Here is a 26,362-nt window from a genome sequence, read left to right as displayed (position 1 = left end):
CACTCAGCCGTACCGGAAACAGCCGATTCAAAGCCCCCGCCGCGTTCTGTAAAGTCTGGAAACACACACGGACTGCAACACACTCATGGATCGTTTCACTCAAGGAAGTCATCTTCACATGGACCAGACAACACACGCGGCAAACCTCTACACCAACTATCGCAAAGTCATCGCGTTGGCCGATCACGATTGGGAGAGCGCTGAAGCCGGAAAAATTTCGGGGCTTAACGTCGAAATCAAAAGTGCCAACCGGATGCTCGATCAGTACGGGCGCGCTTTTCATCATTTCTGTACGACGTCTTACCTGGGCCTGGATCACCATCCCGATATTCTTGACGGCGCCATGAACACACTGTGGGAAACCGGCACCCTTCGCGTCGCCAATTCAAAGAACCGCTGCAAGCTGGCGATTCTGGAACAGTACGAAACCGAACTTTCCGAGCTGTTCGGCGCCAGTTGCCTGAGCACCCTGTCGTGCAGTGCGGCGAGTGCAGCAATTCTGCCATTGCTGGCCAGCGGCGTGTTCACGCAAAACCGCCCTCCCGTGATGGTCTTTGACCGGTTGGCGCACTACTCGATGAATCACCTGAAAGCCGCCTGCGCGGATGAAACCACGGTCGTGACCTGTCCTCATAACGACATGGATTTTCTTGAGACGCAGTGTCAGCAACACCGCACCGTCGCGTATGTTGCCGACGGTGCGTACAGCATGGGTGGGGTCGCGGACATGGACAGTCTTTTGTATCTGAAGGACCGCTACGGGTTGTTTCTCTATCTGGACGACTCCCACGCGCTGTCCGCCGTCGGAACATATGGCACGGGCCTCGTGCGCCCCAGGTTGCATGCCCTGGAGGATGACTGCCTGATCGTCGCCTCGCTGGCCAAGTCGTTCGGCGCCAGCGGTGGTTTGGTGATGCTGGGCAATGAACGGCAGAAGAGGCTCATTGCGCGTTACGGCGGCCCCAGCAATTGGTCGCAAAGCCTGAACAGTGCAGCCATTGGCGCGGGCAGAGCGTCCATCCAGCTTCATCGCACACCGGAATTTGCCGCGTTGCAGGAAAAACTTCAGGCTAATATCCAGCTGTTCGACAGCCTCATACGAACCGATCAACACAACAGCAACATGGCCATTCGGCTGGTCAACTGCGGCGAAGCAGCACTGGCGAACAGCATCGCCATGGAACTGGCCAATCACGGTTTCTTCACCTCGGCAGTCTTTTTCCCAGTGGTCGCACAAGGCAAGGCAGCCATCAGAATTACCCTGCGCGCCGACATGGAGCCGACGCTGATCCGACACTTTTGTGAACTCATCACCGAGCTTTTACGCACTCGAGGCCGGGAAATCGGCTTTTGAAGTGAAACCAGGGAAGATTCAATGAAGAGCAGCACCACCCTCCTCGTCACCTGCAGCACGGTTTTCCTCGCCCAACTAGGCATGAGCATTTACTTGCCGGCACTGCCGGACATTGCTCGGGATCTGTCCGCCGACGCCTCGCAGGTTTCCTGGGGGCTGGCGGTGTATCTGATCGGCATGGCGCTGCCGATGTTGTTCTGGGGCAGCCTGGGCCAGCGCATCGGCCGCAAACCGGTGCTGCTCGCCGCACTCGTCATCTACGTTTTGGGCAATCTGGCGTTGCCCCTGAGCCAGACGCTTGAATCGTTCCTGGCGTTTCGACTGGTTCAGGGCATTGGCGCCAGCGGCATCTCGGTCATGGCGCGGGTGCTGATCCGCGACAGTTTCCGCGGCGACCTACTGGCCAAGGCGTTGTCCTGGATTTCGATGTCATTCGTGGTGGCGCTGGGTATCGGGCAATACCTGGGGTCGATCATCCAGGTGGCGCTGGGCTGGCCAGCGATTTTCTACTTGTTGGGGGGTGTGAGTCTGATGATGGGGCTGGTCGTGGCTCGGGTTACGTTCCCGGCGCTGGCCGAGGAGAAAGCCCCGTCATCCGCCTGGCCGAGCTACTGGCGCATTTTGCGTCATCGAGCCTTTCTGTTGCCGGCCCTCACCGGCGGCCTCGGGTACGGAGTGATTGTCGCGTTCAACGCCGCAGCGCCGCTGATTCTGCAAGGACCGTTCAACTGGTCGGCCATGGAATACGGGTTGTTGGGCTGGCCGATCAGCGCGGCGTATTTTCTGGGGGCTTTGGGGGTCAATGGTTTTGTACTGCGCACCGGTCAACGCAGGTTGATGATGGCGGGAGTGGGGCTGGTGCTGGCCGGCAGCGCGGTGATGTTGCTGGGGAGTGTGACGGGCACTGCAGTGGCGCTGCTGTTCTGGTTGCCCTATTGCTTTGCGGTGTTCGGCCAGTCGTTGACTTACCCGATCAGCCTGGCCCTGGCCAATGACGGTTCGCCGGTCGGCGGTGCGTATGCGATGGCGTTGAGCGGTTTCATTCATCAATTGATGGCCGCGGTTATCGGCGGGGTCGCCAGTTTGATCGCAAGCCCGCAGGCCTGGCCGTTGTCACTGTTGTGTACCTTGCTGGCGTTGGGCGCGATGCTCTGCGTGATGCTCGCGCCCGGTCGCAAAACTACTTAAAACGCGCTGCGGAAAATCTCCTCGATCTGGCGCTGATCCGCCGCTCGGGGGTTGGTCACACCGCAGGCATCTTTCAAGGCATTGGTGGCGAGGATCGGGATGTCGTTGAGCTTGGCGCCGAGCTCCCGCAAACCGGCGGGAATTTCCACGTCCTTGGACAGGCTGCGGATCGCCACGATGGCTGCCTGGGCGCCCGCTTCCGGGGTGAAGCCGTGAACATCGACGCCCATCGCAACGGCGACATCAGTGAGGCGATCGGCGCAAACCAGCGCGTTAAAACTTTGTACGTGGGGCAGCAGTACCGCGTTGCACACACCATGAGGCAAGTCATAGAACCCGCCCAACTGGTGAGCCATGGCGTGGACATAACCCAGGGATGCGTTATTGAACGCCATGCCGGCGAGGAACTGCGCGTAAGCCATGTTTTCCCGCGCGGCCATGTCACTACCGTCACGGACGGCCAGGCGCAGGTTGTTGCTGATCAACGTGATTGCCTTCAGTGCGCAAGCATCGGTGATCGGATTGGCCGCCGTGGAAACGTAGGCCTCGATGGCGTGGGTCAATGCGTCCATGCCGGTGGCAGCCGTCAGGCCCTTGGGCATGGCGACCATCAGCGCCGGGTCGTTGACCGACAGCAGTGGCGTGACGTTGCGATCGACGATGGCCATTTTTACGTGACGGGATTCGTCGGTAATGATGCAGAAACGAGTCATCTCGCTGGCGGTGCCGGCGGTGGTGTTGATGGCAATCAGCGGCAGTTGCGGTTGGGTGGATTGATCGACGCCTTCGTAATCGCGAATCTGCCCACCGTTGGTCGCGCATAACGCGATGCCTTTGGCGCAGTCATGGGGCGAACCGCCGCCCAGGGACACCACGAAATCACAGCGGGTTTCCTTGAGCAGGCCCAGCCCGCTTTCGACGTTGGCGATGCTCGGGTTCGGCTTGGCGCCGTCGAAAATCACCGAGTCGATGTCCTGCAACGCCAGTTTATCGGCAATCATTTTCGCGACACCCGCCTTGGCCAGCCCGGCGTCGGTGACGATCAGTGCCTTGCGAAAGCCGTATTTGCGAATGGCGTCCATGGCTTCGTCCAGGCAACCAATGCCCATGATGTTCACGGCGGGGATGAAAAACGTGCTGCTCATGAGCGAGTCTCCTGGCTGAGGCCGAATCGGCAGCGCCGATCCAGCGGGTACCCACAGAATCGACCTATCGGTCACGCAGTAACTTGATCTGGCTCAAGTCTTGGTCGTGATAAAGTCGCCGCCCATCAGACCTTTTGCTTTGAGACTTTGACCGCAATGACCGATTTCCAGGATGTTGATGCCCAACTTGAAGACTGGAACGCCTTGCGCGCCACCGCCTCGTTCAGCGGCCTGCTAGTGGGCAACGGCGCCAGCCGCGCCGTGTGGGACGACTTCGGCTACGACTCGCTGTTCGAAAACGCCCGCACCGTCGAAGAAAAGCCCCTGAGCCAGTCCGAGCTGAGCGTATTCGACGCTCTGCAGACGCGCAGCTTCGAGCAGGTGCTCAGCGCGCTGAAAACCACCAGCCGGGTCAACAAGGCCCTGGCCGTGAGTTCCGCCGCACCGCGCAATCGTTACTACGCGATCAAGGAAGCACTGATCAACAGTGTGCACGCGGTGCACATCCCGTGGCGGCTGGTGGTGCCCTCGACGCTGGCGGCGATCAACCAGGAACTGAGCCGCTACCGGACGGTGTTCACCACCAACTATGACCTGCTCAATTCCTGGGCGATTCAGCATCAGCCTGACGCGATCACCGACCTGTTTCAGGGTGCCGAGCCGAGCTTCGATCTGAGCGCCACAGCGACTGATAAATCCCGCCTTCTGTACCTGCACGGCGGCCTGCATCTGGTGCGCAATCAGGACGGCACGGCGCGCAAACTGATGTCGACCGAGGGCACGTTGCTCGGCAGTTTCGCAATCAACAACACGATCAAGACCCTCGACGATGTGCCGCTGTTCGTCAATGAAGGTCCGGCGCAGGACAAGCTCAAAACCATTCGCAGCTCGGACTATCTGTCGTTCTGCTACGACCAGCTACTCGGTCATGGCGACGGGTTGTGCCTCTTCGGTCACGCCCTGGGTGAGCAGGACAGCCACATCATCCACGCCTTGCGCCAGGCGAAACCGCAGGTCGTGGCGATCTCGATTTATCCGCGCAGCAAGGCGTTCATTCAGCACCAGAAGCGGCATTACGCGAAGGTGTTTGAGGGCACGGGTGTGGAACTGCGGTTCTTTGATTCGAAGACGCATGCGTTGGGCAGCCCGAAGCTCACAGTTCCAGTCGAGGTTTAAATCAAGATCAAAAGATCGCAGCCTTCGGCAGCTCCTACAGAGATCGGTGTAGGAGCTGCCGAAGGCTGCGATCTTTTAACTGGCGACTCATTCCTCGGCGCTATGCACCACCACCAGCAACTGCGCCTGAACCTCGCCCACCGACCTGATCCGGTGAGGTTTCTGCGCATTGAAGTGCAGCGCATCACCCCGATTGAGCAGCACCCGCTCGTTCATGAAGTCCACTTCCACCTGCCCCTCGTGCACGAACAGAAACTCCTCCCCCACATGTTCCTTGAAGGTCTTGTCGGCAAACTCGTTCGGCGGGTAAATCATGAACGGCAGCAGGCTGCGCTCGCTGACCTGATGAGCCAGCACTGCGTAGCCCGGGCTTTCATCGTTGGCCGCCAAGGACTGGCGTTCATCGCTGCGCACCAGGCTGTAACGGTCGAGGCTGACAGTTTCTTCGGAGAACAGCTCCTCGACCTTCACGTTCAGCGCCTTGGCCAGTTTCAGGGCAGCAGCGATCGACGGGGTGTTTAGCCCGCGTTCGACTTTCGACAGATAGCTCTTGGTCATGCCGGATTTTTCGGCCAAGGCCTCCAGCGTCACGCCAAGTTTTTTTCTAAGTAATTTCAAACGGATAGACATGTAGAGCGATTAATCCATCAAGAAGGCGACGATTTGTCCTTGCCAATGACACAATGTGTCATATAGCCTCTTTAGTGTCATTTGCATGAAGCCACCTAAGACACCGATATGGCCAAGACCTTAGCACTACCCAAAGAGCAACTGGTCAAGCAAGCGCTGACCCAGATGCAAAATACCCTGGCGGATAATACGTGGACCGACCGGCAAAAGCTGGCCCTGACCTGCCGGATTCTGTTCGAGAACGGCCACGACTCAGGCCTGGCCGGGCAGATCACCGCCCGTGGCCCGCAACCTGGCACCTACTACACTCAACAACTGGGCCTGGGTTTCGACGAAATCACCGCAGGCAATCTGCTGCTGGTCAACGAAGACCTGGAAGTGCTTGAAGGCCACGGGATGCCCAACCCGGCCAACCGTTTCCACAGCTGGGTGTACCGCGCGCGACCCGACGTGAACTGCATCATCCACACTCACCCGACCCACGTTGCCGCGCTGTCGATGCTCGAAGTACCACTGCAGATTTCCCACATGGACCTCTGCCCGCTCTACGACGACTGTGCGTTTCTCGAAGGCTGGCCGGGCGTGCCGGTGGGTAACGAGGAGGGTGAACTGATTGCCGCAGCTCTGGGCGACAAACGGGCGATCCTGCTTTCGCACCACGGCCAATTGTCCACAGGCGCGACCATCGAAGAAGCCTGTGTCATTGCGCAACTGATTGAACGAGCGGCGAAACTGCAATTACTGGCCATGAGCGCGGGAACTATCAAACCGATCCTGCCGGAGCTGGGCCGCGAAGCCCATGACTGGATTTCCAGGCCAAAACGACATGCCGCCGCTTTCAACTACTACGCTCGGCAGAACCTGCGTCAACACGCCGATTGCCTGAACTGAAACCACTCATTTTCAAGAGGAGAGTCGCCATGTCGACCCCAAACATTCACGGCATCATCGGCTACACCATCACTCCATTCACCGCCAACGGCGAGGGCGTTGATCTCGACGCGCTGGGGCGTTCCATCGATCGTCTGATCGATAGCGGCGTGCACTCCATCGCACCGCTGGGCAGCACCGGCGAAGGCGCTTACCTGAGCGACGCGGAGTGGGATCAGGTCAGCGAGTTCAGTCTCCAGCATGTGGCCAAACGCGTGCCGACCATCGTCAGCGTGTCCGACCTGACCACCGCCAAAGCGGTGCGCCGCGCGCGATTTGCCGAAGCCCACGGCGCCGACGTGGTGATGGTGCTGCCGACGTCTTACTGGAAACTCAGCGAAGCACAAATCCTCGCCCACTACCGCGCCATCGGCGAAAACATCGGCGTCCCGATCATGCTCTACAACAACCCGGCCACCAGCGGCACCGACATGTCGGTGGACCTGATCCTGCGGATTTTCCATGCCGTGGATAACGTGACGATGGTCAAGGAAAGCACTGGCGACATCCAGCGCATGCACCAGCTGCAACTGCTCGGCGAAGGTCAGGTGCCGTTCTACAACGGTTGCAACCCATTGGCGCTGGAAGCCTTCGCGGCAGGTGCGAAAGGCTGGTGCACGGCGGCGCCGAACCTGATCCCGCAGCTCAATCTTGATTTGTATGAAGCGGTATTGGCCAACGACCTGGGCAAGGCGCGCGAACTGTTCTATCGCCAGTTGCCGCTGCTGGATTTCATCCTCAAAGGTGGTTTGCCGGCGACTATCAAGGCCGGTTTGCGCGCCACCGGGCTGGAAGTGGGCAATCCGCGGTTGCCGGTGTTTCCGCTGGATGAGGCCGATTGCAGTCAGCTGCAAAACCTGTTGAAAGCATTGCGCTGATCTATCGGCACACACAAAACCAATGTGGGAGCTCGCTCCCACAAGGGATTTGCATTCAAGTTTCAAAAGGTGTGTTCAGAGCACCGGCAAGGTCTTGTCCTTGATCACCGTGCTCGGCCCGTTGGCCTTTACGCTGGCGATGCCTTTATCCATCGCGGCTGCGGAGGCGTAAGCCTCGCTGCTGCCGATGATCTCGTGGTTACCGGCCTTGAGGTTGAAGTAAGGATGGCCATCCTTGGTGGTTTTCTTCTCGTAGCGTTCATCCTGCGGGCTGTTGCTCTGAACCGATGCGATGCCTTTGTCGGCGGCTGCGCGGGTGGTGTACAGCTCGCTGGTCAGAATGGTTTCCGCGTTGGCGGCCTTCAGTACGAACTTGAATTGACCATTGCTGCTTTTGCTCACTTCATACCATCCAGACATGCTCTTTCTCCTAGGCAATTGATAGGTTTCGCGCTTCAGAGTAAAGACCAACCTGCCCTATTTCACCACCGCGCGCACCACCGATAATTCCGGCGCCTGCACCCGTCGCTGACTCAGGTACCGCGTACAGCTGACCCGCAAAAACGAGGCGAAATTCACCACCTCGCCGCGGTAGTCCATCACCTCTTCATACAGCTTGGCGATCAACTGGTTGGTGGTCATGCCGTCGACCTCGGCGATTTCGCTGAGGATGTCCCAGAACTGATTCTCCAGCCGCAGGGTGGTGACCACCCCGCAGATGCGCAGCGAGCGGGAGCGCGACTCGTAGAGAATCGGATCGGCTTTGACGTAGAGCTCGCACATGGACAGGTCCCTCGTTACAGCGTGATTTTGGTGCCCAGCAACCCGAGGAAACCGGCGAGCCAGCTCGGGTGCGCCGGCCAGGCCGGAGCAGTGGCCAGATTGCCTTGAACGTGACCTTCCGTCACAGGGATATCGATGAACGTACCGCCGGCCAGGCGCACTTCCGGGGCACAGGCCGGGTAAGCGCTGCACTCGCGACCTTCAAGAATCCCCGCAGCCGCCAGCAATTGTGCACCGTGACACACGGCGGCAATCGGTTTGCCGGCCTTGTCGAACGCTCGCACCAGTTCCAGGACTTTTTCGTTCAGGCGCAGGTATTCCGGCGCACGACCACCCGGTACCAGCAGGGCGTCGTAGTCCGCTTCAGCGACCTTGGCGAAGTCGAAGTTGAGGGCAAACAGGTGGCCGGGATTTTCGCTGTAGGTCTGGTCGCCTTCAAAGTCGTGGATGGCCGTGCGTACGGTCTGACCGGCGGTTTTGTCCGGGCAAACGGCATGCACCGTGTGGCCAACCATCAGCAGCGCTTGAAACGGCACCATCACTTCGTAGTCTTCGACGTAATCGCCGACCAGCATCAGAATTTTTTTAGCCGCCATGGGGAGGACTCCTCTGGGAAATAGTGGTCATGCAGGAGTGTTCAAGGTAGTCCTTATCCGCGGGGTCGGGTAATAGCCAAGTACTACGACAACCGGGAAAAAGTGGCTAGACGCGGTCGGTGTAGGAGCTGGCGGAGCCTGCGATCTTTTGGCGGTATTGAAGATTGTCGAAGGGCAAGATCAAAAGATCGCAGGCTCCGCCAGCTCCTACGTTGCGAGCATTACTCGCAACTGTACGGATAACTCTGCACCTAGCTGTAACAGCGCGAACCCTGCGGTTTATGGCTAGATGAAGACTCTCTCCGTCGCCCTCGATTCTGGTTGCCATCATGTCCTCTCGCGAAAACACCGGCATGGCCCTCGGCCTGCTCGGCGTTGTGATCTTCAGCCTCACCCTGCCCTTCACACGGATCGTCGTGCAGGAACTCCATCCGCTGCTCAACGGCCTGGGCCGTGCACTGTTCGCGGCGGTTCCGGCGGCGTTGCTGTTGCTGTGGCGTCGGGAAAAATGGCCGAACTGGAAACAAGTCAAAGGCCTGACCCTGGTGATTGCCGGAGTGATTCTCGGCTTCCCGGTCCTTTCGGCCTGGGCCATGCAAACCTTGCCGGCGTCTCACGGCGCACTGGTCAACGGCCTGCAACCGCTGTGTGTTGCACTGTATGCCGCGTGGTTGTCCCATGAACGACCGTCGAAAGCCTTCTGGGCCTGCGCAGCATTGGGCAGTACTCTGGTGCTCGGTTATGCGCTGATCAGCGGTGCCGGCAGCATTCAGGCGGGTGATTTGCTGATGCTCGGGGCGATTGCCGTTGGCGGCCTGGGTTATGCAGAGGGCGGCCGACTGGCCAAGGAGATGGGTGGCTGGCAGGTGATCTGCTGGGCGCTGGTGCTGTCGACGCCGTTGCTGATCGGGCCGGTGGTGTACCTGGCGTTGCAACATCAGGGCGAGATTTCGGCCAAGACCTGGTGGGCGTTTGGCTACGTCTCGCTGTTTTCGCAATTCATCGGCTTCTTCGCCTGGTACGCCGGGTTGGCGATGGGCGGCATTGCCCGGGTCAGCCAGATCCAACTGCTACAGATTTTCTTCACCATCGCCTTTTCGGCGCTGTTCTTCGGTGAACACATCGAGCCGATCACCTGGCTGTTTGCCGGCGGGGTGATCGTGACCGTGATGTTGGGACGCAAGACCGCAATCAAACCCAATGTGGGAGCGGGCTTGCTCGCGAAGGGGTCATCACATTCAACATCTTAGTTGGCTGCCAGTCCGCCTTCGCGAGCAAGCCCGCTCCCACAGGGGGTCAGAGGTAGCCGTCAGCCCGCAGCAGGGTTTCGAGGCAATGTTCGCTGATGTGGTAGAAATCCTTCAGTTCCTGAATCTTCACCATCAGCTGAGCCGGGTCCACCGGCTCGGTACGTTTGACCGCCAGGATCATCTTGTTCTTGTTGGTGTGGTCCAGTGAAATGAACTCGAATACCTTGGTCTCGTAACCACAGGCCTCAAGGAACAACGCGCGCAAACTGTCGGTGACCATTTCCGCCTGCTGCCCCAAATGCAGACCGTATTGCAGCATCGGCTTGAGCAGTGCCGGGCTCTGGATTTGCAGGCGGATCTGCTTGTGGCAGCACGGCGAGCACATGATGATCGAGGCGCCGGAACGGATACCGGTGTGAATCGCATAGTCGGTGGCGATGTCGCAGGCATGCAGCGCAATCATTACGTCCAGCTCGCTCGGCGCCACGCTGCGCACATCACCGCACTTGAACACCAGCCCCGGATGCTCGAGCTTTGCGGCCGCGGCGTTACATAGGTTGACCATTTCTTCGCGCAACTCGACACCCGTCACCACGCCTTCGGCCTTCAAGGTGTTGCGCAGATAGTCGTGGATCGCGAACGTCAGGTAACCCTTGCCCGAACCGAAGTCCGCCACCTGTACCGGCTTGTCCAGCGCCAAAGGCGAGGTGGTCAGTGCATGGCTGAAGACTTCGATGAATTTGTTGATCTGCTTCCACTTGCGCGACATCGCCGGGATCAGCTCATGCTGCTTGTTGGTCACGCCGAGGTCGGCGAGAAACGGCCGGCTCAGGTCGAGGAAGCGGTTCTTCTCGCGGTTGTGCTCGGCGGACGGCACCTCACGCAATTGCTGAGGTTTGCTCCTGAACAGCGAAGACTTGCCCTTTTTGCTGTATTCCAGCTGGGCTTCGTCCGTCAGCGACAGTAAATGCGCATTTTTGAACGACGCAGGCAGCAACGCGGCGAGGGTCGCTACGCCCTCGGCTATCGGCAAGTTCTTGGTGATATCGCGGGTCTTGTAACGGTAGACGAAGGACAGGCAGGGCTGATCCTTGACCGTCAGCTGTTTGATGATCAGCCGCTGCAAGTCCGCCTCAGTGCCGGCGTACTTGGCCAGCACCAGTTTGATGAAGGCGTTGTCGTCGAGGCTGGATTGCAGCAGGTCGATGAACTGGGCGTGATGATCCGGCGCGAGGCTGGCGGGAGTGGCGGTGACAGACATGGAAAAAACGGCCTCGGGCGGGGAATGGCGGGTATTTTAGGGGGGATAGGGGTTTGGGACACGCGGTTATTTACCGAACGGTTTGAAAACCACCCCTTACCCCAACACCACCAACCGATTCGGCAACTCATTCCTCACATGCGTCACCGGCACATGCACCTTAAGCAACTCGCCGCACGCCTCCACACACGTCACAAAACCCTGCAACGTCTGCCCTTGCTTCACCTGTTGAGTGAACGCCGCGACAATCGCGTCCCAGTTTTTGTTGTCCAGGCGCTTCGAAATCCCTTCATCGACCAAAATCTCCACATAGCGCTCGGCTTCGCAGACAAATATCAGCATGCCGGTACTGCCCACCGTGTGGTGCAGGTTTTGCTCCAGAAACTGCCGGCGCGCCAGGTTCGAGGCGCGCCAGTGACGCACCGAACGCGGGATCAGGTGCGTGGTGATTTTCGGAATCCGGAACACCAGGCACAGCACGATGAACGTGATCCATTGCACCAACAGCAAACTGTGCAGGGTCAGCCAGCCCGTCAGGTAATGCACGATACCCGGCACCACCAACGCCAGCAGGCTGGCCCAGAGCAGCGGGATGTACGCGTAGTCGTCGGCGCGGGCCGCGAGCACGGTCACCAGTTCGGCGTCGGTGTCGCGCTCGACCCGGGCAATCGCTTCGGCAACTTTGCGTTGTTCGTGTTCAGTCAGTAATGCCATGTTTAAAGATGCCTACTCGCTATTGCTATTAACAGCAGTGTTTTCACCAGCCGCCCGACGAACCGCCGCCCCCGAAACTGCCCCCTCCGCCGCTGAAGCCCCCGCCTCCACCGCCGCCACCAAAACCTCCACCGCCAAAACCGCCGCTCGAACCGCCTCGGCCACCACCACCGCTGGGCAGGATCCCGAGCATCTGGCAGACAAACATCGTCAGGATGAACAGCATCACCAGAAACACGAATATGCCCGGATGCCGCGAAACGAAGTCGCTTTCCTGATTGCTTCCGGAGTCATACACCGTAGACGGCTCATCCAGCGGATTGCCGCCCAGCACCACGAGCATCGCCGCGACCCCGTCGCTGATGCCCTTGCTGAAGTTGCCGGTTTTGAACGCCGGGGTGATCACCTGATTGATGATCACCGAGCTCTGCGCATCGGTCAGGCGATCCTCCAGGCCATAACCGACTTCAATCCGCAGCTTGCGATCGTCACGCGCAACGATCAGCAGCGCGCCGGTGTTTTTGTCCTTCTGGCCGATGCCCCAATAGCGCCCCAGTTGATAACCGAAGTCCGCTATGTCGGTGCCCTGCAAATCCGCCAACGTGACCACCACCAACTGCTCGCCGGTGGCTTTTTCATGGGCCTGAAGCTGCTGCGTCAGCTGCTCGCGCACCGACGGCTCGATCATCTGGGCGTTATCCACCACCCGCCCGGTCAGTTCCGGAAACTTCAACGCGGCCTGGGCCGTCAGGGCAAACACCCAGAGCAACAGCACCAGGCCAACTTTCAACACGCGCATGGGCAACCTCATCCGTGGTGACGCTTCAAACCCATCCCGGTACTTACTTGAATTTCACTTCTGGCGCTTTTTGCGTATCGGGGCTGGTGGCCTCGAAGGTTTCGCGGATCGGCAAATCGCTGTACATCACCGTGTGCCACAGGCGACCGGGGAAGGTACGAAGTTCCGTGTTGTATTTCTGCACGGCGAGGATGAAGTCGCGACGCGCCACGGCGATGCGGTTCTCGGTGCCTTCAAGCTGCGATTGCAACGCCAGGAAATTCTGGTTGGCCTTGAGGTCCGGATACCGCTCGGACACCACCATCAAACGGCTCAAGGCACCGGTCAGCTGATCCTGGGCCTGCTGGAACTGCTTGAGCTTTTCTGGGTTGTCCAGCGTGCTGGCGTCCACCTGAATCGACGTGGCCTTGGCCCGGGCTTCGATCACCGCGGTCAGGGTTTCCTGCTCATGCTGGGCGTAGCCCTTGACGGTTTCCACCAGATTGGGGATCAGGTCGGCGCGGCGTTGGTACTGGTTCTGCACCTGGCCCCACGCGGCCTTGGCCTGTTCGTCGAGGGTCGGGATTGTGTTGATGCCGCAGCCGGCCAACAGTGTGGTCAGCAACATCAAGGCTGCAACCTGCAGGCTCGACCGAGTGTGGTGTCGTACATTCATTTGGTTGATGCTCCCTTGCACATTCCGTTGAAAAACAACCTTCGAACTTTGAACCCGGCTCTTCGGGCATAATCTGCCGCCGCCACTGGATTGCATCGCGCCAATGGGCTAAAAGATGCCCCAGCGCAAAAAATACTGCACAAGTGTGCCTGCATTTACCTGAACAACAATAGTCGCTCCCTAAATTTTGGCTGACCGGCGCGTATTTACTGCCGTTTAGGCTTTAGAGAAAACCATTCATGAAGAAGCTGTGTTTGCTGGGCCTGCTCGTCAGCCTGGCCAGTCATACCGTATTGGCCGCCACGACGCCCGCACCTCTGGAAAACAAGGACGCGTTCATCAGCAACCTGATGAAGCAAATGACCCTCGATGAAAAGATCGGCCAGTTGCGCCTGATCAGCATCGGCCCGGAAATGCCTCGGGAGATGATCCGCAAGGAAATCGCTGTCGGCAACATCGGTGGCACGTTCAACTCGATCACCCGCCCGGAAAACCGTCCGATGCAGGACGCGGCCATGCGCAGCCGGTTGAAGATCCCGATGTTCTTCGCCTATGACGTGATCCACGGTCATCGGACTATTTTCCCGATCCCGCTGGCCCTGGCGTCGAGCTGGGACATGGACGCCATCGGCCTGTCCGGGCGCATCGCCGCCAAGGAAGCCGCGTCGGACAGCCTCGACATCACCTTCGCGCCGATGGTCGACATCTCCCGCGACCCGCGTTGGGGCCGCACCTCCGAAGGCTTCGGTGAAGACACGTATCTCGTGTCGCGTATCGCCGGCGTGATGGTCAAGGCGTTCCAGGGCACCGGCGCGAACGCCGCCGACAGCATCATGGCCAGCGTCAAACACTTTGCCTTGTACGGCGCGGTCGAAGGCGGTCGCGACTACAACGTCGTCGACATGAGCCCGGTCAAAATGTTCCAGGACTACCTGCCACCGTACCGTGCGGCTATCGACGCGGGTGCTGGCGGGGTGATGGTCGCGCTGAACTCGATCAACGGCGTGCCGGCCACCGCCGACACCTGGCTGATGAACGACCTGTTGCGCGAGCAATGGGGCTTCAAAGGCCTGGCCGTCAGCGACCACGGAGCGATTTTCGAGCTGATCAAGCACGGTGTTGCTCGCGATGGACGCGAAGCCGCGAAGCTGGCGATCAAGGCCGGCATCCACATGAGCATGAACGACACCCTCTACGGCAAGGAGCTGCCAGGCCTGCTGAAGGCCGGTGAGATCCAGCAGAGCGACATCGACAACGCCGTGCATGCGGTGCTCGACGCCAAGTACGACATGGGCCTGTTCAAGGACCCGTACCTGCGCATCGGCAAGGCTGAAGATGATCCGGCCGACACTAACGCCGACAGCCGCCTGCACCGCACTGAGGCCCGTGATGTTGCGCGCCGCAGCATGGTGTTGCTGAAGAATCAGGGCGAAACCCTGCCGCTGAAGAAAACCGCGAAAATCGCCCTGGTCGGTCCGTTGGCCAAGGCACCGATCGACATGATGGGCAGTTGGGCCGCCAACGGTCGCCCTGCGCAATCGGTGACGCTGTTCGACGGCATGACCACTGCACTGGGCGCGCAATCGACACTGATCTACGCCCGTGGCGCCAACATCACCAGTGACAAGAAAGCCCTCGATTACCTGAACTTCCTCAACTTCGACGCACCGGAAGTCGTGGACGATCCGCGTTCGGCACAAGTGCTGATCGACGAAGCCGTGAAAGCCGCCAAGGATGCTGATGTAGTGGTGGCAGCGGTCGGCGAGTCCCGTGGCATGTCCCACGAATCGTCGAGCCGCACCGACCTGAACATCCCGTCTAACCAGCGCGATTTGATCAAGGCCCTGAAGGCCACCGGCAAACCGTTGGTGCTGGTGTTGATGAACGGCCGTCCGCTGTCGATTCTCGAAGAGAAAGAACAGGCTGACGCGATTCTGGAAACCTGGTTCAGCGGTACCGAGGGCGGCAACGCCATCGCCGACGTGCTGTTTGGCGACTACAACCCGTCGGGCAAACTGCCGATCACCTTCCCGCGCTCGGTGGGTCAGATTCCGACCTACTACAACCACCTGAGCATTGGCCGGCCGTTCACCCCAGGCAAACCGGGCAACTACACCTCGCAGTATTTCGATGACACCACAGGGCCGCTGTTCCCGTTCGGCTTCGGTCTGAGCTACACCGACTTCAGCCTGAGCGCCATGGCCCTGTCATCCACCACGCTGAACAAAACCGGCAAGCTCGACGCCAGCGTCATGCTGAAAAACACCGGCAAGCGCGACGGCGAAACCGTGGTGCAGCTGTACATCCAGGACGTGACCGGCTCGATGATCCGTCCGGTCAAGGAACTGAAGAACTTCCAGAAAATCATGCTCAAGGCCGGCGAACAGAAAGTCGTGCACTTCACCATCACCGAGGACGACCTGAAGTTCTTCAACACCCAGCTCAAGTACGCGGCAGAACCGGGCAAGTTCAATGTGCAGATTGGCATGGATTCCCAGGACGTGACGCAGCAGAGCTTTGAATTGCTCTAACCCTTAAAGCAAAAGATCGCAGCCTGCGGCAGCTCCTACAGGGTGTACACCATCCCAATGTAGGCGCTGCCGCAGGCTGCGATCTTTTGATCTTGCTCTTGCCCTACCCCCGTCGATCCAGCAGATTCACCACCAGCCGATCCACCCATCCCCACACCCGTTGCTTCACCCGCCGCCACAGCGGCCGGCGTTTCCATGCGTCCAGGCTGACTTCCTGGCTCTGCGCAAAGTCCTTCTCGAAACTCGCCGCCACCGCCCGCGTCAGCCCGGGGTCCAGTGCCTCAAGGTTGGCTTCCAGGTTGAAACGCAAATTCCAGTGATCGAAATTGCACGAACCGATGCTCACCCAGTCGTCAATCAGGACCATTTTCAGGTGCAGGAAACACGGCTGGTATTCGAAGATCTTCACCCCGGCCCTGAGCAATCGCGGGTAGTAGCGATGCCCGGCATAACGCACTGATGGGTGGTCGGTGCGCGGCCCGGTCAGCAGCAGACGCACATCGACGCCCCGGCCAGCTGCCCGGCGCAATGAGCGACGGACTTTCCAGGTCGGCAGGAAATACGGCGTCGCCAGCCAGATCCGCCGCCGGCCACTGTTCAGCGCGCGAACCAGCGATTGCAGGATGTCCCGGTGCTGGCGGGCGTCGGCATAGGCGACCCGGCCCACGCCCTCGCCCATGGACGGTACACGTGGCAAACGCGGCAAGCCGAAATGCGCAGCGGGCTTCCAGGCGCGCCGATGCCGGTTGGCGATCCATTGGCGGTCGAACAGCAACTGCCAGTCGATGACCAGGGGGCCGTTGATTTCCACCATCACTTCGTGCCATTCGCTGGTGTCTTCGCCCGGCGTCCAGAACTCATCAGTCACCCCGGTGCCGCCCACCACGGCCATGCCCTGATCGACCAGCAACAGCTTGCGGTGATCGCGGTAGAAGTTGCCGACCCAACGCCGCCAGCTCAGGCGATTGTAAAAACGCAGCTCCACCCCCGCCGACATCAAACGCCGACGCAAGGTCAGGGTGAACGCGAGGCTGCCGTAATCATCGAACAGGCAGCGCACGCGCACGCCACGCTCGGCCGCCTGGACCAACGCCTGAACCATCGCCTCCGCACAGGCACCCGCCTCCACCAGGTACAGCTCCAGATCGACCTGTTCTTCGGCACGGGCAATCGCAACCAACATCCGAGGAAAAAACTGCGGACCGTCGATCAGCAGTTCAAAGCGGTTGCCTTCACGCCAGGGAAAAATTGCACCGGCCATGTCAGCGCGCCGTGAAAATCAGTACCGCACTCACCGGTACCGACAGACTGATGGCCGACAAACCGGCGACCTTGCGCAAGTTTTCCAGGCCGGGCGCCAAGTCGAAATCCGCAGCATTGATGATCAGCGGTTCGAGGGTCACCACCTGGAAGCGTCGGTCATCGAGACGGGTTGCCAGCAGTTCGGCGTTGTATTGGTGTTGTTTGCCATGGAGGTTGACGGTCAGCGGCAGGCGTAATTCAAGTTGCGCGCCGGGCGCCAGATCGTTGATCGGGCGTAGATCGATCTGTGCGGTGATCAGCGCTTCGGGGAAGGTCTGGATGTCAAACAGGTCCTTGCGCATGCGTTCATCGCGCAGCGGGATGCCGCTGTTGACCGAGTCCAGCTCGACTTCGACCTGCGCCAGCCCTTTGGGATCGACCTTGCCGTGCAGCACCAAAAAGCGCTGCACTTCGGAAATGTTGGTGTTTTTGGTGCTGATGAACGACAGCCGCGAGGACTCGCCATCCAGATACCAATCGGCATGGGCCGACAGGGCGGCACCGGCCAGCAGCAGGAAGGCAAGGGTGTTGGAGACAGAGCGGTTGAACATAGAGACTCGTGGGGCAGATAAACCTGCACGAACCTTAACCGCCCGTGAGCCAATTGCAAACGTGTAGCAGCATTCAGGGTTGCAGGCGGCAGCCTTGGCGCTCGCCGATCCATTGCGCGCTGTTGCTGCGCCACATGCCGCTGACGGTGACGCGCCTACTGGCGGCGTCATCGGTAAAGCCACTGGTCGGCAGCCACTGTTTCACATAGCTGTGGCAGAACTCGGCCGGGTTGTTCATCACGTAACGGCACGAACAATATTCCTTGGCGGTGTAGGCGCTGATGATGTCCGGGAACGCCCACAGCGCCACCCGTTCCTGCCAGACCCAGCCGAGCAAGGCGACCAGCAGGATCAACAACAGCGTGCTGAACGGTCGGCGACGGACAAGGCTGCGGCAGTTCATGGATGCACCTTCGCGGCAAATGCCTTGAGCGCGAGATTGAGCAACTCGTTGTGCTGGTAGCTGGCGTCGCGGTCATCGCCATAGCGCACGATCACCAGGTTCTCGCCGGGAATCACGTACATCGCCTGACCCCAATGGCCCAGCGCGGCGAAGGTGTCGTCGGGTGCATCGGGCCAGGGTTTTACCGCGCCCGCCACCGCTCGGTTAAGCCACCAATGGCCGCCAGGCACGGCTTCGTCCTGATGGGCTTGATAGTGGGCGAACGGTTCGCGGTTGAAAGTGGTCCAGTCCTTGGGCAGCAATTGGCGCTCGCCCCAACGGCCGTCGCGCGCCATCAGCAGACCGATTCGGGCCAGATCCCTGGCGGTGAGGTAGGCATAGGATGACGCGACGAACGTCCCCGTGGCATCGGTTTCCCAGACGGCGTGACGAATCCCCAAGGGGTCGAACAGAGCGGTCCATGGATAGTCCGGATAGCGGGCCGGGCCGACGATGTTTTTCAGCGCGGCGGACAACAGATTGCTATCGCCACTGGAGTAACGGAATGCCTGACCGGTTTTGGCGTATTCAGCGTGATCGGCGGTGAACGCTGCCATGTCCTGGTGACCACGGGTGTAGAGCATCGCGACCACCGAGGATTTCAACGGCGCGTATTCATAGTCTTCCTGCCAGTCCAGGCCCGAGGCCCAGTGCAGCAGATCGGCCATGGTCATCGTCGGGTGCTTTTCCAGCGGTGGATAAAACTTCAGCACCGGATCCGTGAGCTTGAACAGGCCTTCGCCATAGGCCACGCCGAGGACCGTGGCCATCAGGCTTTTGCTGATGGACCAGGTCAGGTGCGGGGTGTCGGCGGTAGTTGGGCCGGCGTAGCGTTCGTAGATCAACTGGCCGTCGCGGATCACCAGCAAGGCGTCGGTGCGGATGCCTTTGCGGGTGGCCTCATCACGGGGTGAAAAGGCGTACGTCTCCAGGGCTTGAAGCGCCGGCCCGGTGACTGTCGGGCCGGTCGACCATTGCTCGGCAGGCCAGTATTCGGCGTGGGCCGTGAGGCTGAGCAATAGCCCGACAATCAGGGACAAGCCTTTGAACATGGTGGGTGCTCGGAGGGATGGACCTGCTGAGCCTAGACGCGGTTGATGACAGTTCCGGGGTTTGTGTTGCCAATGAAGCCGTCTTCGCGAGCAGGCTCGCTCCCACAGGGGAATGCATTTCAAAATGTGGGAGCGAGTCTGCTCGCGAAGGGGCCGGTCATTCCAGTGCAGATCCCGCGAGTGCCTTGGCCAACCGCTTCCCCCGCGCACCCGCCGCCAAATCCATCACGCCCTGATCGCGCTGCCACATTGCGGCCCAATGCTGCGGGCCATCGGCCAGTGCCTGAGTCACCTCAGCCTTGAGCCCATCGAACTGCGCAAACAAGCCACCGAGCAACACATGCCCGGACTGATTATTCGGCGCCTGGCGGCTGACTTCCGCACACCCGGCCAGCAGCGCCAGCAAGCGCAGCTGCAAGGTTTGTGGCCAGTCGCTGTCCTGACCGATGCCGTACAACCAGGCGGTCATCGCGCTCAGCACATAAATGTCTTCAAGGGTGCGGAACGGTTTGATGTAAGCCTCCCAGCCATCCCCCGCCAACAGTTCGCACTGAGCATTATCGAGAATCAGCCGGCCATGGCTGATGTCCGGCATCAACGGGATCGCCGGGAGTTTTTCCAGGCGCACGCCCGGTTCATCGGGATAGACCACCGCCAGGTTCAGGCGCGGTTCTTCGCCGGGGGCTTCACTGCGAGCAGCGATCAGCGATCAGCAACCAATCGGCGGCATCGCCTGCGGTGACAAAATCCTTGCGCCCGCTCAGACGCAAATCGTTGAGACGGGTCTGCATGTCCGCCACCCGCAGGCTGCGCTGTTCAGTCGCGCATAATGCACCGAGGCTCAGCGGCGCGCTCGGCCAGAGCATGCGCAAAGCCGCCTGATACCCCACCAGAAACGCCAGCCCCGGCGTCGACATCAGACGCCCGCCGGCCACCGCCACTTCGAACGGCGTGACGTTGCCCAACAGGTGCAACAAGGTCGCGAACCCCTCGCCGAGGTCCGGGTTGGCGGGCAGGCGATCGCGGCGGCTCAACAGGTTTTGCCAGGGCATAAGAGGCTCCTTGTGGGCTGTCATATAAGCATCACCAAAGCTTCATGGCGATGACACCGGGGCTACATAGCCTGACTTTGCACAACACGGCTGCATAAAGAAAGTCGATCGGCTGCAACCCAAGACGGGTGAACGGCCCGTACGGAGATTCGCAATGACTCAGATCGCCCGCATCAGCGACACCGGCAATGAACGCCGCCTGCAAGCCGAACGCCTGGTGGGTACCGAGGCCTTGCAGGAAGCCCAGGCCCTGCGCTTCAACGTGTTCAGCGGCGAATTCAACGCCAAGCTGAAAGGCGCCGAGCTGGGTCTGGACATGGATGACTATGATGTTCACTGCGCCCACATCGGCGTGCGTGACTTGAACACCGGGCGTCTGGTGGCAACCACCCGTTTGCTCGACCACACGGCCGCCAGCAGCCTGGGCAGGTTCTACAGCGAAGAAGAATTCAGCCTGCACGGCCTGGTCCACTTAAAAGGCCCGATCCTGGAAATCGGTCGCACCTGCGTCGACCCGGCCTACCGCAACGGCGGCACCATTGCCGTGCTGTGGGGCGAACTGGCCGAAGTGCTGAACCAGGGTGGCTACAGCTATTTGATGGGTTGCGCGAGCATCCCGATGCAGGACGGCGGCATTCAGGCCCACGCGATCATGCAGCGCCTGCGCGAACGCTACCTGTGCACAGAACACCTGCGGGCCGAACCGAAAAAACCGCTGCCGAGTCTCGACATCCCGTCCAACGTCATCGCCGAAATGCCACCGCTGCTCAAGGCCTACATGCGCCTTGGCGCGAAGATCTGCGGCGAGCCGTGCTGGGACGAAGACTTCCAGGTTGCCGACGTGTTCATCCTGCTCAAGCGCGACGAACTCTGCCCGCGTTACGCCAAACACTTCAAGGCGGCCGTTTGATGAGCCGGTTACGGGTGTACGCGCGGATTGCGCGAGTGCTGACGGTCGTGGCGCTGGGGTTGAGCATGGCCGGAATATTTGGGCTGTTCGAACGTTTGGGGCTCGCTCATTCGATGGTCCGCCGCCAACGCTGGTCGCGGTTCTTCATGGCACGTTTGAGCAACGCCCTGCCCTTTCGCGTGACCGTGCACGGTCAATTGCCGAAAGCGCCGATGCTGTGGGTCAGCAACCACGTGTCCTGGACCGACATTCCACTGCTGGGCATGCTCACGCCGCTGTCGTTCCTGTCCAAGGCCGAAGTGCGCACCTGGCCGGTGGCAGGCTGGTTGGCGGCCAAGGCCGGCAGCCTGTTTATCCGTCGCGGCTCGGGCGACAGCCAGTTGATTCGCAAACAGATGACCCGTCATCTGGAGCAGGAACATCCGCTGCTGATGTTCCCGGAAGGCACCACCACCGATGGCCGTTCGCTGCGTACTTTTCATGGTCGCTTGCTGTCGGCGGCGATCGATTCCGAAGTGAAGTTGCAGCCGGTGGCGATTCGTTATCTGCGCGACGGTGAACTCGATTCGCTGGCGCCGTTCATTGGCGATGACGATTTGCTCTCGCACCTGATGCGCTTGTTTGCCAATGATCGGGGTGAGGTGGAGATTCATCTGCTCAAGCCTATCGCTTGCGAAGGTCGCGAGCGTGCAGCGCTGGCGTTCGAGGCACAGCAGGCGGTGCAGAAGGCGTTGTTTGGGGCGATTCCGCAGGCGCAACCGGAACCGCTGCGCCCCGCGATCGCCGCTTGATACAAATCCCCTGTGGGAGCGGGCTTGCTCGCGAAGGCGGCGGCACATCCAACATTGATGTGACTGACGAACCGCTTTCGCGAGCAAGCCCGCTCCCACATTTTTAGATCTGCTTTGTTCGGGCGAATGTCTGAAGCTGCGGATAGAACAACCGAAAGTCATCACTCAACGGCTCATACAACACCCGCAACTCCTGCATCGCTGCGGCCAGTTCCTCCGGCCGCGTCAACCGCCGCGAAATCCCCCGCAGCACCTGCTCCAGCACTGCGAACTCCCGGTAAGAACCCAACCAGTCATTGGCCATCATGTGCGGCGCGATCAGTGCCAGACGTTCCGGCAATTGCGGCTCGGCGGACAAAACCCGGTACACGTCCGAAGTGAACTGCTCCAGCGGCCGGTCGGCGTACAGCGTCCAGTCACGCGCCAGGCAATGATCGAAAAACACGTCGAGCACGATCCCGGCGTAACGCCTGCGGGTCAGGGAAAACCGCGACAACGAAACGTCCACCAACGGATGGCGGTCGGTAAAGACATCAATGCTGCGATGCAGCTGGATGGCCGCTTCGATCTCCGGTTCGAACTGCCCTTGCAGCCGCCCTTTGACGAAATCGCCATACAGACTGCCGAGCAATTGACCGGGGCGCTGGCCACCGAGGTGCAGATGTGCGAGATAGTTCATGCCGCGCAGCTTAGCACTGCGCATTAAATATCGTTATAACCCGATATACCGATTTACGCGGTCGTCAGACCAAAATCATATTGGTATATCGCGAAGTACCGATTTAAAGTTCGCCTCATCGCGATATAGCGTTTTACTCATCACGAGCCCCAACCATGACCATCGACCTCGACGAAATAATAAAAGCCCTGGCACACCCAGTACGCCGAGACATCCTCACCTGGCTGAAAGACCCCAAAGCCCAGTTCCCGGAACAGATCCACAACCACGAGTACGGCATTTGCGCCGGACAGATCGATCAACGCTGCGGCCTGTCGCAGTCGACCGTGTCCGCCCATTTGGCGAACTTGCAACGTGCGGGGCTGATCAGCAGCCAGAAAGCCGGTCAATGGCACTTCTTCAGACGCAATGAGGACGTGATTCAGGCGTTCCTCGACGCCATCGTCAAGGAGCTCAGCGCTCCGACAAGGAATTAAACAATGCCCCTCTCGCTACTCATTCTGGCCTTGAGCGCTTTCGCCATCGGCACCACCGAGTTCGTCATCATGGGCTTGTTGCCCGACGTGGCGGCTGACCTCGGCGTGTCGATTCCCGGCGCCGGCTGGCTGGTGACCGGTTACGCGTTGGGCGTGGCCATCGGTGCGCCGTTCATGGCACTGGCCACTGCCAAATTACCGCGCAAGGCTGCACTGGTAGTGTTGATGGGCATCTTCATCATCGGCAACCTGCTCTGTGCAATGGCGACCGACTACAACGTGCTGATGTTTGCCCGTGTGGTCACCGCCCTCTGCCACGGTGCGTTCTTCGGTATCGGTTCGGTGGTGGCGGCAGGTCTCGTTCCGGCGAACAAGCGCGCTTCGGCGGTGGCTTTGATGTTCACCGGCCTGACCCTGGCCAACGTGCTCGGCGTCCCGCTGGGCACCGCGCTCGGTCAGCAAGCCGGCTGGCGCTCGACCTTCTGGGCGGTGACCGTGATGGGTGTGATCGCATTGATCGGCCTGATCCGTTTCCTGCCGGCCAAGCGCGATGAAGAGAAACTCGACATGCGCGCCGAACTGCGCGCCCTTAAAGGCGCCGGAATCTGGCTGTCCCTGAGCATGACGGCGTTGTTCGCGGCGTCGGTATTCACCCTGTTCACCTATGTTGCCCCGCTGCTCGGCGATGTCACCGGCGTATCGCCCAACGGCGTGACCTGGACCCTGATGCTCATCGGCCTGGGCCTGACAGTCGGCAACATCATCGGCGGCAAGCTGGCAGACAAAAGCCTGGCTGCAACGCTGATCGGTGTGTTCATCGCCATGGCGGTGGTTTCCACCGTGCTGACCTGGACCAGCGTTGCAGTGATTCCGACCGAAATCACCCTGTTCCTCTGGGCCACCGCGTGCTTCGCCGCCGTACCCGCCTTGCAAGTGAATGTCGTGACCTATGGCAAGGCGGCACCGAACCTGGTGTCGACCCTGAACATCGGCGCTTTCAACATCGGCAACGCACTGGGTGCCTGGGTCGGCGGCAGCGTCATCGCCCATGGTTTCGGCCTGACCAGCGTGCCGCTCGCGGCAGCAGCATTGGCGGTGCTCGCCCTGCTGGTGACCCTGATTACTTTCCGTCAGAACGGTAATCCCGAACTGGCCCCTGCTACTAATTGATACCTCACGAGGGTTGTATTTTATGACGACTATTTTCGATCCGATCAAACTGGGCGACCTCGAATTGTCCAACCGCATCATCATGGCGCCGCTGACCCGCTGCCGCGCCGACGAAGGCCGCGTGCCAAACGCACTGATGGCCGAGTATTACGTACAACGCGCCTCGGCCGGCCTGATCCTCAGCGAGGCCACTTCGGTCACGCCGATGGGCGTCGGCTACCCGGACACCCCGGGGATCTGGTCCAACGATCAGGTACGTGGCTGGGCCAATGTGACCAAAGCGATCCACGGCGCGGGCGGCAAGATTTTCCTGCAACTGTGGCACGTCGGCCGGGTTTCCCACGCGTCGTACCTGGGCGGTGAAGCACCCGTCGCACCGAGCGCCATTCAGCCAAAAGGCCACGTCAGCCTGGTTCGCCCACTGGCTGACTACCCGACACCGCGTGCTTTGGAAACTGCTGAAATTGCCGACATCGTCGACGCTTACCGCGTCGGTGCCGAGAACGCCAAGGCGGCCGGTTTCGACGGCGTGGAAATCCACGGCGCCAACGGTTACCTGCTCGACCAGTTCCTGCAAAGCAGCACCAACCAGCGCACCGACAACTACGGCGGCTCCCTGGAAAACCGTGCGCGCCTGTTGCTGGAAGTGACCGACGCCGCAATCGAAATCTGGGGCGCCGGTCGCGTCGGTGTGCACCTGTCACCGCGCGCCGATTCGCATGACATGGGCGACGACAACCTGTCCGAGACCTTTACCTACGTTGCCCGCGAACTGGGCAAACGTGGCATCGCGTTCATTTGCTCCCGCGAGAAAGAAGCCGGCGACAGCCTCGGCCCACAACTCAAAGAAGCGTTCGGCGGCCCGTACATCGTCAACGAAAGCTTCACCAAAGACAGCGCCAACGCCTGGCTCGCCAGCGGCAAGGCCGATGCGGTCGCCTTCGGTGTGCCGTTCATTGCCAACCCGGACCTGCCGGCACGTTTGAAGGCCGATGCGCCGCTGAATGAAGCGCGTCCGGAATTGTTCTACGCCAAGGGCCCGGTTGGTTATATCGATTACCCGGTGATGTAAGCGTCCACTCTTGAAATGCAAAAGCCCCGACTCGAAAGAGCCGGGGCTTTTTTTGCGCCGGGGTCACTCACAAAATCCCTACAAATCAGGTAGCTCACTACCTATCAACCTGGCGAGCGTACGTATATAAAAGCAACCCATTGCAATCAGGCGAGCGTCGAGAGGATCTTCGTCCGCCTCATGTGTTGACACAACCGGAGCCAATTACGCATTTTGTTTCATTTGCGCAGGCTAGGGCTCAAGCGCAGCATGTCCAACCCCGTATCGACCCAGCGCTCGGCATCGATGTGCAGTTCAAAGCTGTCGGGCGCCAACAGCCACTGATACAGGATGCCGTCGATGTACGCATGCAGGCTGATGGCCGCGCGGGCCGTATCGAGGCTTTCCGGTAACTGTCCCCGATTGACCGCATTACTCAGGGCCAGGGCGATCCGCACATTGCATTCAAGGCTGACCGCTCGGCGCTGCTGGCGCAGGTCGCACATTTCATCGGTGAATTCGCACTTATGAAACAGAATCTCATTGATGCGTCGGGTTTTCGGGTCCAGGGCAACTTGATGAAACAAATGAATCAGCAGCTTGCGCATGCAGCCCAGGGGGTCGGGTTCGTCTTCGCTTTCACTGGCCTTGGCCATTTCGTCCAGCGGCTCTTGCAAGGTATCCAGCATGGCCTGCACCAGATCCGCCTTGTTGCTGAAATGCCAGTAGATGGCGCCGCGAGTGACCCCGGCCAGGGTAGCGATATCCGCCAGTGTCGTGCGCGCCACGCCCCGCTCGAAAAAGGCTTTTTCTGCCGCTTCGAGTATCTGGCTACGGGTTTCTTGAGCTTCCTCTTTGGTACGACGAACCATGGCAGTACAACCTCAATCAGGATGCTTCAGCGATTTCTGACTATTCGCTGAACAAAAGTAGGGCAAGCGCTCTTGGGCGTCGTCCCCGGCTTACAATTCGGATCTTTGAACAGTTTTCGTAACG

At 60.1% G+C, this 26,362-nt stretch carries 27 protein-coding genes and 1 pseudogene; 12 read left to right on the top strand and 16 right to left on the bottom strand.

Annotation, left to right across the window (positions count from 1 at the left end; genetic code table 11):
- The first annotated feature begins 118 nt into the window (after window positions 1-118).
- Entirely contained in the window at window positions 119-1,354 is a 1,236-nt protein-coding gene (locus ACYZTX_RS09155) for an aminotransferase class I/II-fold pyridoxal phosphate-dependent enzyme (protein ID WP_462033796.1), read from the top strand.
- A gap of 21 nt (window positions 1,355-1,375) precedes the next feature.
- Window positions 1,376-2,542 (top strand): multidrug effflux MFS transporter, encoded by a 1,167-nt coding sequence (locus ACYZTX_RS09150; RefSeq protein ID WP_462033795.1) that lies wholly within the window; start codon window positions 1,376-1,378, stop codon window positions 2,540-2,542.
- Here ACYZTX_RS09150 and yiaY read toward each other — a convergent pair.
- The gene (gene yiaY / locus ACYZTX_RS09145) at window positions 2,539-3,687 is read right to left on the bottom strand and encodes an L-threonine dehydrogenase (RefSeq protein WP_462033794.1); all 1,149 of its coding nucleotides are present in this window, start codon (window positions 3,685-3,687) and stop codon (window positions 2,539-2,541) included. The genes ACYZTX_RS09150 and yiaY overlap by 4 nt on opposite strands.
- A 156-nt stretch (window positions 3,688-3,843) precedes the next feature.
- On the opposite strand from yiaY, the gene ACYZTX_RS09140 reads away from it, so the two are divergent.
- Window positions 3,844-4,863, top strand: a complete 1,020-nt coding sequence (locus tag ACYZTX_RS09140) for a DUF4917 family protein (protein ID WP_462033793.1) — start codon at window positions 3,844-3,846, stop codon at window positions 4,861-4,863.
- An 87-nt stretch (window positions 4,864-4,950) separates the two neighbouring features.
- Here the strand turns inward: ACYZTX_RS09140 and ACYZTX_RS09135 are convergent, their stop codons facing one another.
- Window positions 4,951-5,493, bottom strand: coding sequence for a helix-turn-helix domain-containing protein (locus tag ACYZTX_RS09135; protein WP_462033792.1), 543 nt, complete (start codon window positions 5,491-5,493; stop codon window positions 4,951-4,953).
- Between the two features lie 108 nt (window positions 5,494-5,601).
- On the opposite strand from ACYZTX_RS09135, the gene ACYZTX_RS09130 reads away from it, so the two are divergent.
- Entirely contained in the window at window positions 5,602-6,384 is a 783-nt protein-coding gene (locus ACYZTX_RS09130; RefSeq protein ID WP_462033791.1) for an aldolase, read from the top strand.
- Window positions 6,385-6,413: 29 nt separating this feature from the next.
- A complete protein-coding gene (locus ACYZTX_RS09125) occupies window positions 6,414-7,301 on the top strand; it encodes a dihydrodipicolinate synthase family protein (protein ID WP_462033790.1) in 888 nt (295 codons plus the stop codon).
- 75 nt (window positions 7,302-7,376) lie between these two features.
- On the opposite strand, the gene ACYZTX_RS09120 is transcribed toward ACYZTX_RS09125, so the two are convergent.
- Genes ACYZTX_RS09120 through ACYZTX_RS09110 form a run of 3 tightly spaced genes read right to left on the bottom strand, consistent with a single transcriptional unit; the run spans window position 7,377 to window position 8,680 of the window.
- Window positions 7,377-7,721, bottom strand: a complete 345-nt coding sequence (locus ACYZTX_RS09120) for a YegP family protein (RefSeq protein WP_462033789.1) — start codon at window positions 7,719-7,721, stop codon at window positions 7,377-7,379.
- Window positions 7,722-7,778: 57 nt separating this feature from the next.
- On the bottom strand, window positions 7,779-8,084 hold the full coding sequence (locus ACYZTX_RS09115; protein WP_008025707.1) for a ribbon-helix-helix domain-containing protein: 306 nt from the start codon (window positions 8,082-8,084) through the stop codon (window positions 7,779-7,781).
- A gap of 14 nt (window positions 8,085-8,098) precedes the next feature.
- Window positions 8,099-8,680 (bottom strand): DJ-1/PfpI family protein, encoded by a 582-nt coding sequence (locus ACYZTX_RS09110; protein WP_462033788.1) that lies wholly within the window; start codon window positions 8,678-8,680, stop codon window positions 8,099-8,101.
- Between the two features lie 329 nt (window positions 8,681-9,009).
- Here ACYZTX_RS09110 and ACYZTX_RS09105 point away from each other — a divergent pair, with 329 nt between their 5' ends.
- Window positions 9,010-9,930: a DMT family transporter gene (locus ACYZTX_RS09105; RefSeq protein WP_462033787.1), complete on the top strand. Its 921-nt coding sequence runs from the start codon at window positions 9,010-9,012 to the stop codon at window positions 9,928-9,930.
- 46 nt (window positions 9,931-9,976) lie between these two features.
- Here ACYZTX_RS09105 and ACYZTX_RS09100 read toward each other — a convergent pair whose 3' ends face one another.
- The 4 genes from ACYZTX_RS09100 to ACYZTX_RS09085 all read right to left on the bottom strand — a co-directional run bounded on the left by ACYZTX_RS09100 (window position 9,977) and on the right by ACYZTX_RS09085 (window position 13,359).
- Window positions 9,977-11,191: a class I SAM-dependent methyltransferase gene (locus ACYZTX_RS09100; protein WP_462033786.1), complete on the bottom strand. Its 1,215-nt coding sequence runs from the start codon at window positions 11,189-11,191 to the stop codon at window positions 9,977-9,979.
- Window positions 11,192-11,287: 96 nt separating this feature from the next.
- Window positions 11,288-11,905 carry a TPM domain-containing protein gene (locus tag ACYZTX_RS09095; RefSeq protein ID WP_462033785.1) on the bottom strand — a complete coding sequence of 206 codons (618 nt, stop codon included), beginning with the start codon at window positions 11,903-11,905 and terminating at the stop codon, window positions 11,288-11,290.
- Window positions 11,906-11,948: 43 nt separating this feature from the next.
- Window positions 11,949-12,704, bottom strand: a complete 756-nt coding sequence (locus ACYZTX_RS09090; protein ID WP_462033784.1) for a TPM domain-containing protein — start codon at window positions 12,702-12,704, stop codon at window positions 11,949-11,951.
- Window positions 12,705-12,747: 43 nt separating this feature from the next.
- Complete coding sequence (locus ACYZTX_RS09085) at window positions 12,748-13,359, bottom strand: LemA family protein (RefSeq protein ID WP_462033783.1); 612 nt, start codon at window positions 13,357-13,359, stop codon at window positions 12,748-12,750.
- Between the two features lie 239 nt (window positions 13,360-13,598).
- On the opposite strand from ACYZTX_RS09085, the gene bglX reads away from it, so the two are divergent.
- Complete coding sequence (gene bglX, locus ACYZTX_RS09080) at window positions 13,599-15,890, top strand: beta-glucosidase BglX (RefSeq protein ID WP_462033782.1); 2,292 nt, start codon at window positions 13,599-13,601, stop codon at window positions 15,888-15,890.
- A 103-nt stretch (window positions 15,891-15,993) separates the two neighbouring features.
- Here bglX and ACYZTX_RS09075 read toward each other — a convergent pair whose 3' ends face one another.
- From ACYZTX_RS09075 to ACYZTX_RS09055, 5 genes and pseudogenes are all read right to left on the bottom strand, one after another.
- Window positions 15,994-17,151 carry a phospholipase D-like domain-containing protein gene (locus ACYZTX_RS09075; RefSeq protein WP_462033781.1) on the bottom strand — a complete coding sequence of 386 codons (1,158 nt, stop codon included), beginning with the start codon at window positions 17,149-17,151 and terminating at the stop codon, window positions 15,994-15,996.
- 1 nt (window position 17,152) lies between these two features.
- Window positions 17,153-17,743 (bottom strand): YceI family protein, encoded by a 591-nt coding sequence (locus ACYZTX_RS09070; RefSeq protein WP_462033780.1) that lies wholly within the window; start codon window positions 17,741-17,743, stop codon window positions 17,153-17,155.
- 73 nt (window positions 17,744-17,816) lie between these two features.
- Window positions 17,817-18,146 carry an amidase gene (locus ACYZTX_RS09065; protein ID WP_462033779.1) on the bottom strand — a complete coding sequence of 110 codons (330 nt, stop codon included), beginning with the start codon at window positions 18,144-18,146 and terminating at the stop codon, window positions 17,817-17,819.
- Window positions 18,143-19,237, bottom strand: coding sequence for a serine hydrolase domain-containing protein (locus tag ACYZTX_RS09060; RefSeq protein WP_462033778.1), 1,095 nt, complete (start codon window positions 19,235-19,237; stop codon window positions 18,143-18,145). The genes ACYZTX_RS09065 and ACYZTX_RS09060 overlap by 4 nt, the downstream gene beginning before the upstream one ends.
- A gap of 157 nt (window positions 19,238-19,394) precedes the next feature.
- A pseudogene (locus ACYZTX_RS09055) lies at window positions 19,395-20,289 on the bottom strand (acyl-CoA dehydrogenase middle domain-containing protein).
- Between the two features lie 154 nt (window positions 20,290-20,443).
- Between ACYZTX_RS09055 and olsB the strand changes: the two are divergent.
- Complete coding sequence (gene olsB / locus ACYZTX_RS09050) at window positions 20,444-21,199, top strand: L-ornithine N(alpha)-acyltransferase (RefSeq protein ID WP_462033777.1); 756 nt, start codon at window positions 20,444-20,446, stop codon at window positions 21,197-21,199.
- A complete protein-coding gene (locus ACYZTX_RS09045; protein WP_462033776.1) occupies window positions 21,199-21,990 on the top strand; it encodes a lysophospholipid acyltransferase family protein in 792 nt (263 codons plus the stop codon). Before olsB ends, ACYZTX_RS09045 begins: the two co-directional genes overlap by 1 nt.
- A gap of 103 nt (window positions 21,991-22,093) precedes the next feature.
- On the opposite strand, the gene ACYZTX_RS09040 is transcribed toward ACYZTX_RS09045, so the two are convergent.
- The gene (locus ACYZTX_RS09040) at window positions 22,094-22,669 is read right to left on the bottom strand and encodes an acyl carrier protein phosphodiesterase (RefSeq protein WP_462037012.1); all 576 of its coding nucleotides are present in this window, start codon (window positions 22,667-22,669) and stop codon (window positions 22,094-22,096) included.
- 155 nt (window positions 22,670-22,824) lie between these two features.
- On the opposite strand from ACYZTX_RS09040, the gene ACYZTX_RS09035 reads away from it, so the two are divergent.
- The 3 genes from ACYZTX_RS09035 to ACYZTX_RS09025 are packed head-to-tail and all read left to right on the top strand — an operon-like array spanning window position 22,825 to window position 25,387.
- Complete coding sequence (locus tag ACYZTX_RS09035; RefSeq protein WP_462033775.1) at window positions 22,825-23,145, top strand: ArsR/SmtB family transcription factor; 321 nt, start codon at window positions 22,825-22,827, stop codon at window positions 23,143-23,145.
- Between the two features lie 3 nt (window positions 23,146-23,148).
- The gene (locus ACYZTX_RS09030; RefSeq protein WP_462033774.1) at window positions 23,149-24,315 is read left to right on the top strand and encodes an MFS transporter; all 1,167 of its coding nucleotides are present in this window, start codon (window positions 23,149-23,151) and stop codon (window positions 24,313-24,315) included.
- Window positions 24,316-24,337: 22 nt separating this feature from the next.
- The gene (locus ACYZTX_RS09025; protein WP_462033773.1) at window positions 24,338-25,387 is read left to right on the top strand and encodes an alkene reductase; all 1,050 of its coding nucleotides are present in this window, start codon (window positions 24,338-24,340) and stop codon (window positions 25,385-25,387) included.
- Window positions 25,388-25,605: 218 nt separating this feature from the next.
- Here ACYZTX_RS09025 and emhR read toward each other — a convergent pair whose 3' ends face one another.
- Window positions 25,606-26,238 (bottom strand): efflux system transcriptional repressor EmhR, encoded by a 633-nt coding sequence (gene emhR, locus ACYZTX_RS09020; RefSeq protein WP_462033772.1) that lies wholly within the window; start codon window positions 26,236-26,238, stop codon window positions 25,606-25,608.
- Window positions 26,239-26,362: the final 124 nt, after the last annotated feature.

It is taken from the genome of Pseudomonas sp. MDT1-17, assembly GCF_054898105.1.
This window is presented reverse-complemented; position numbering and strand designations above follow the sequence as displayed.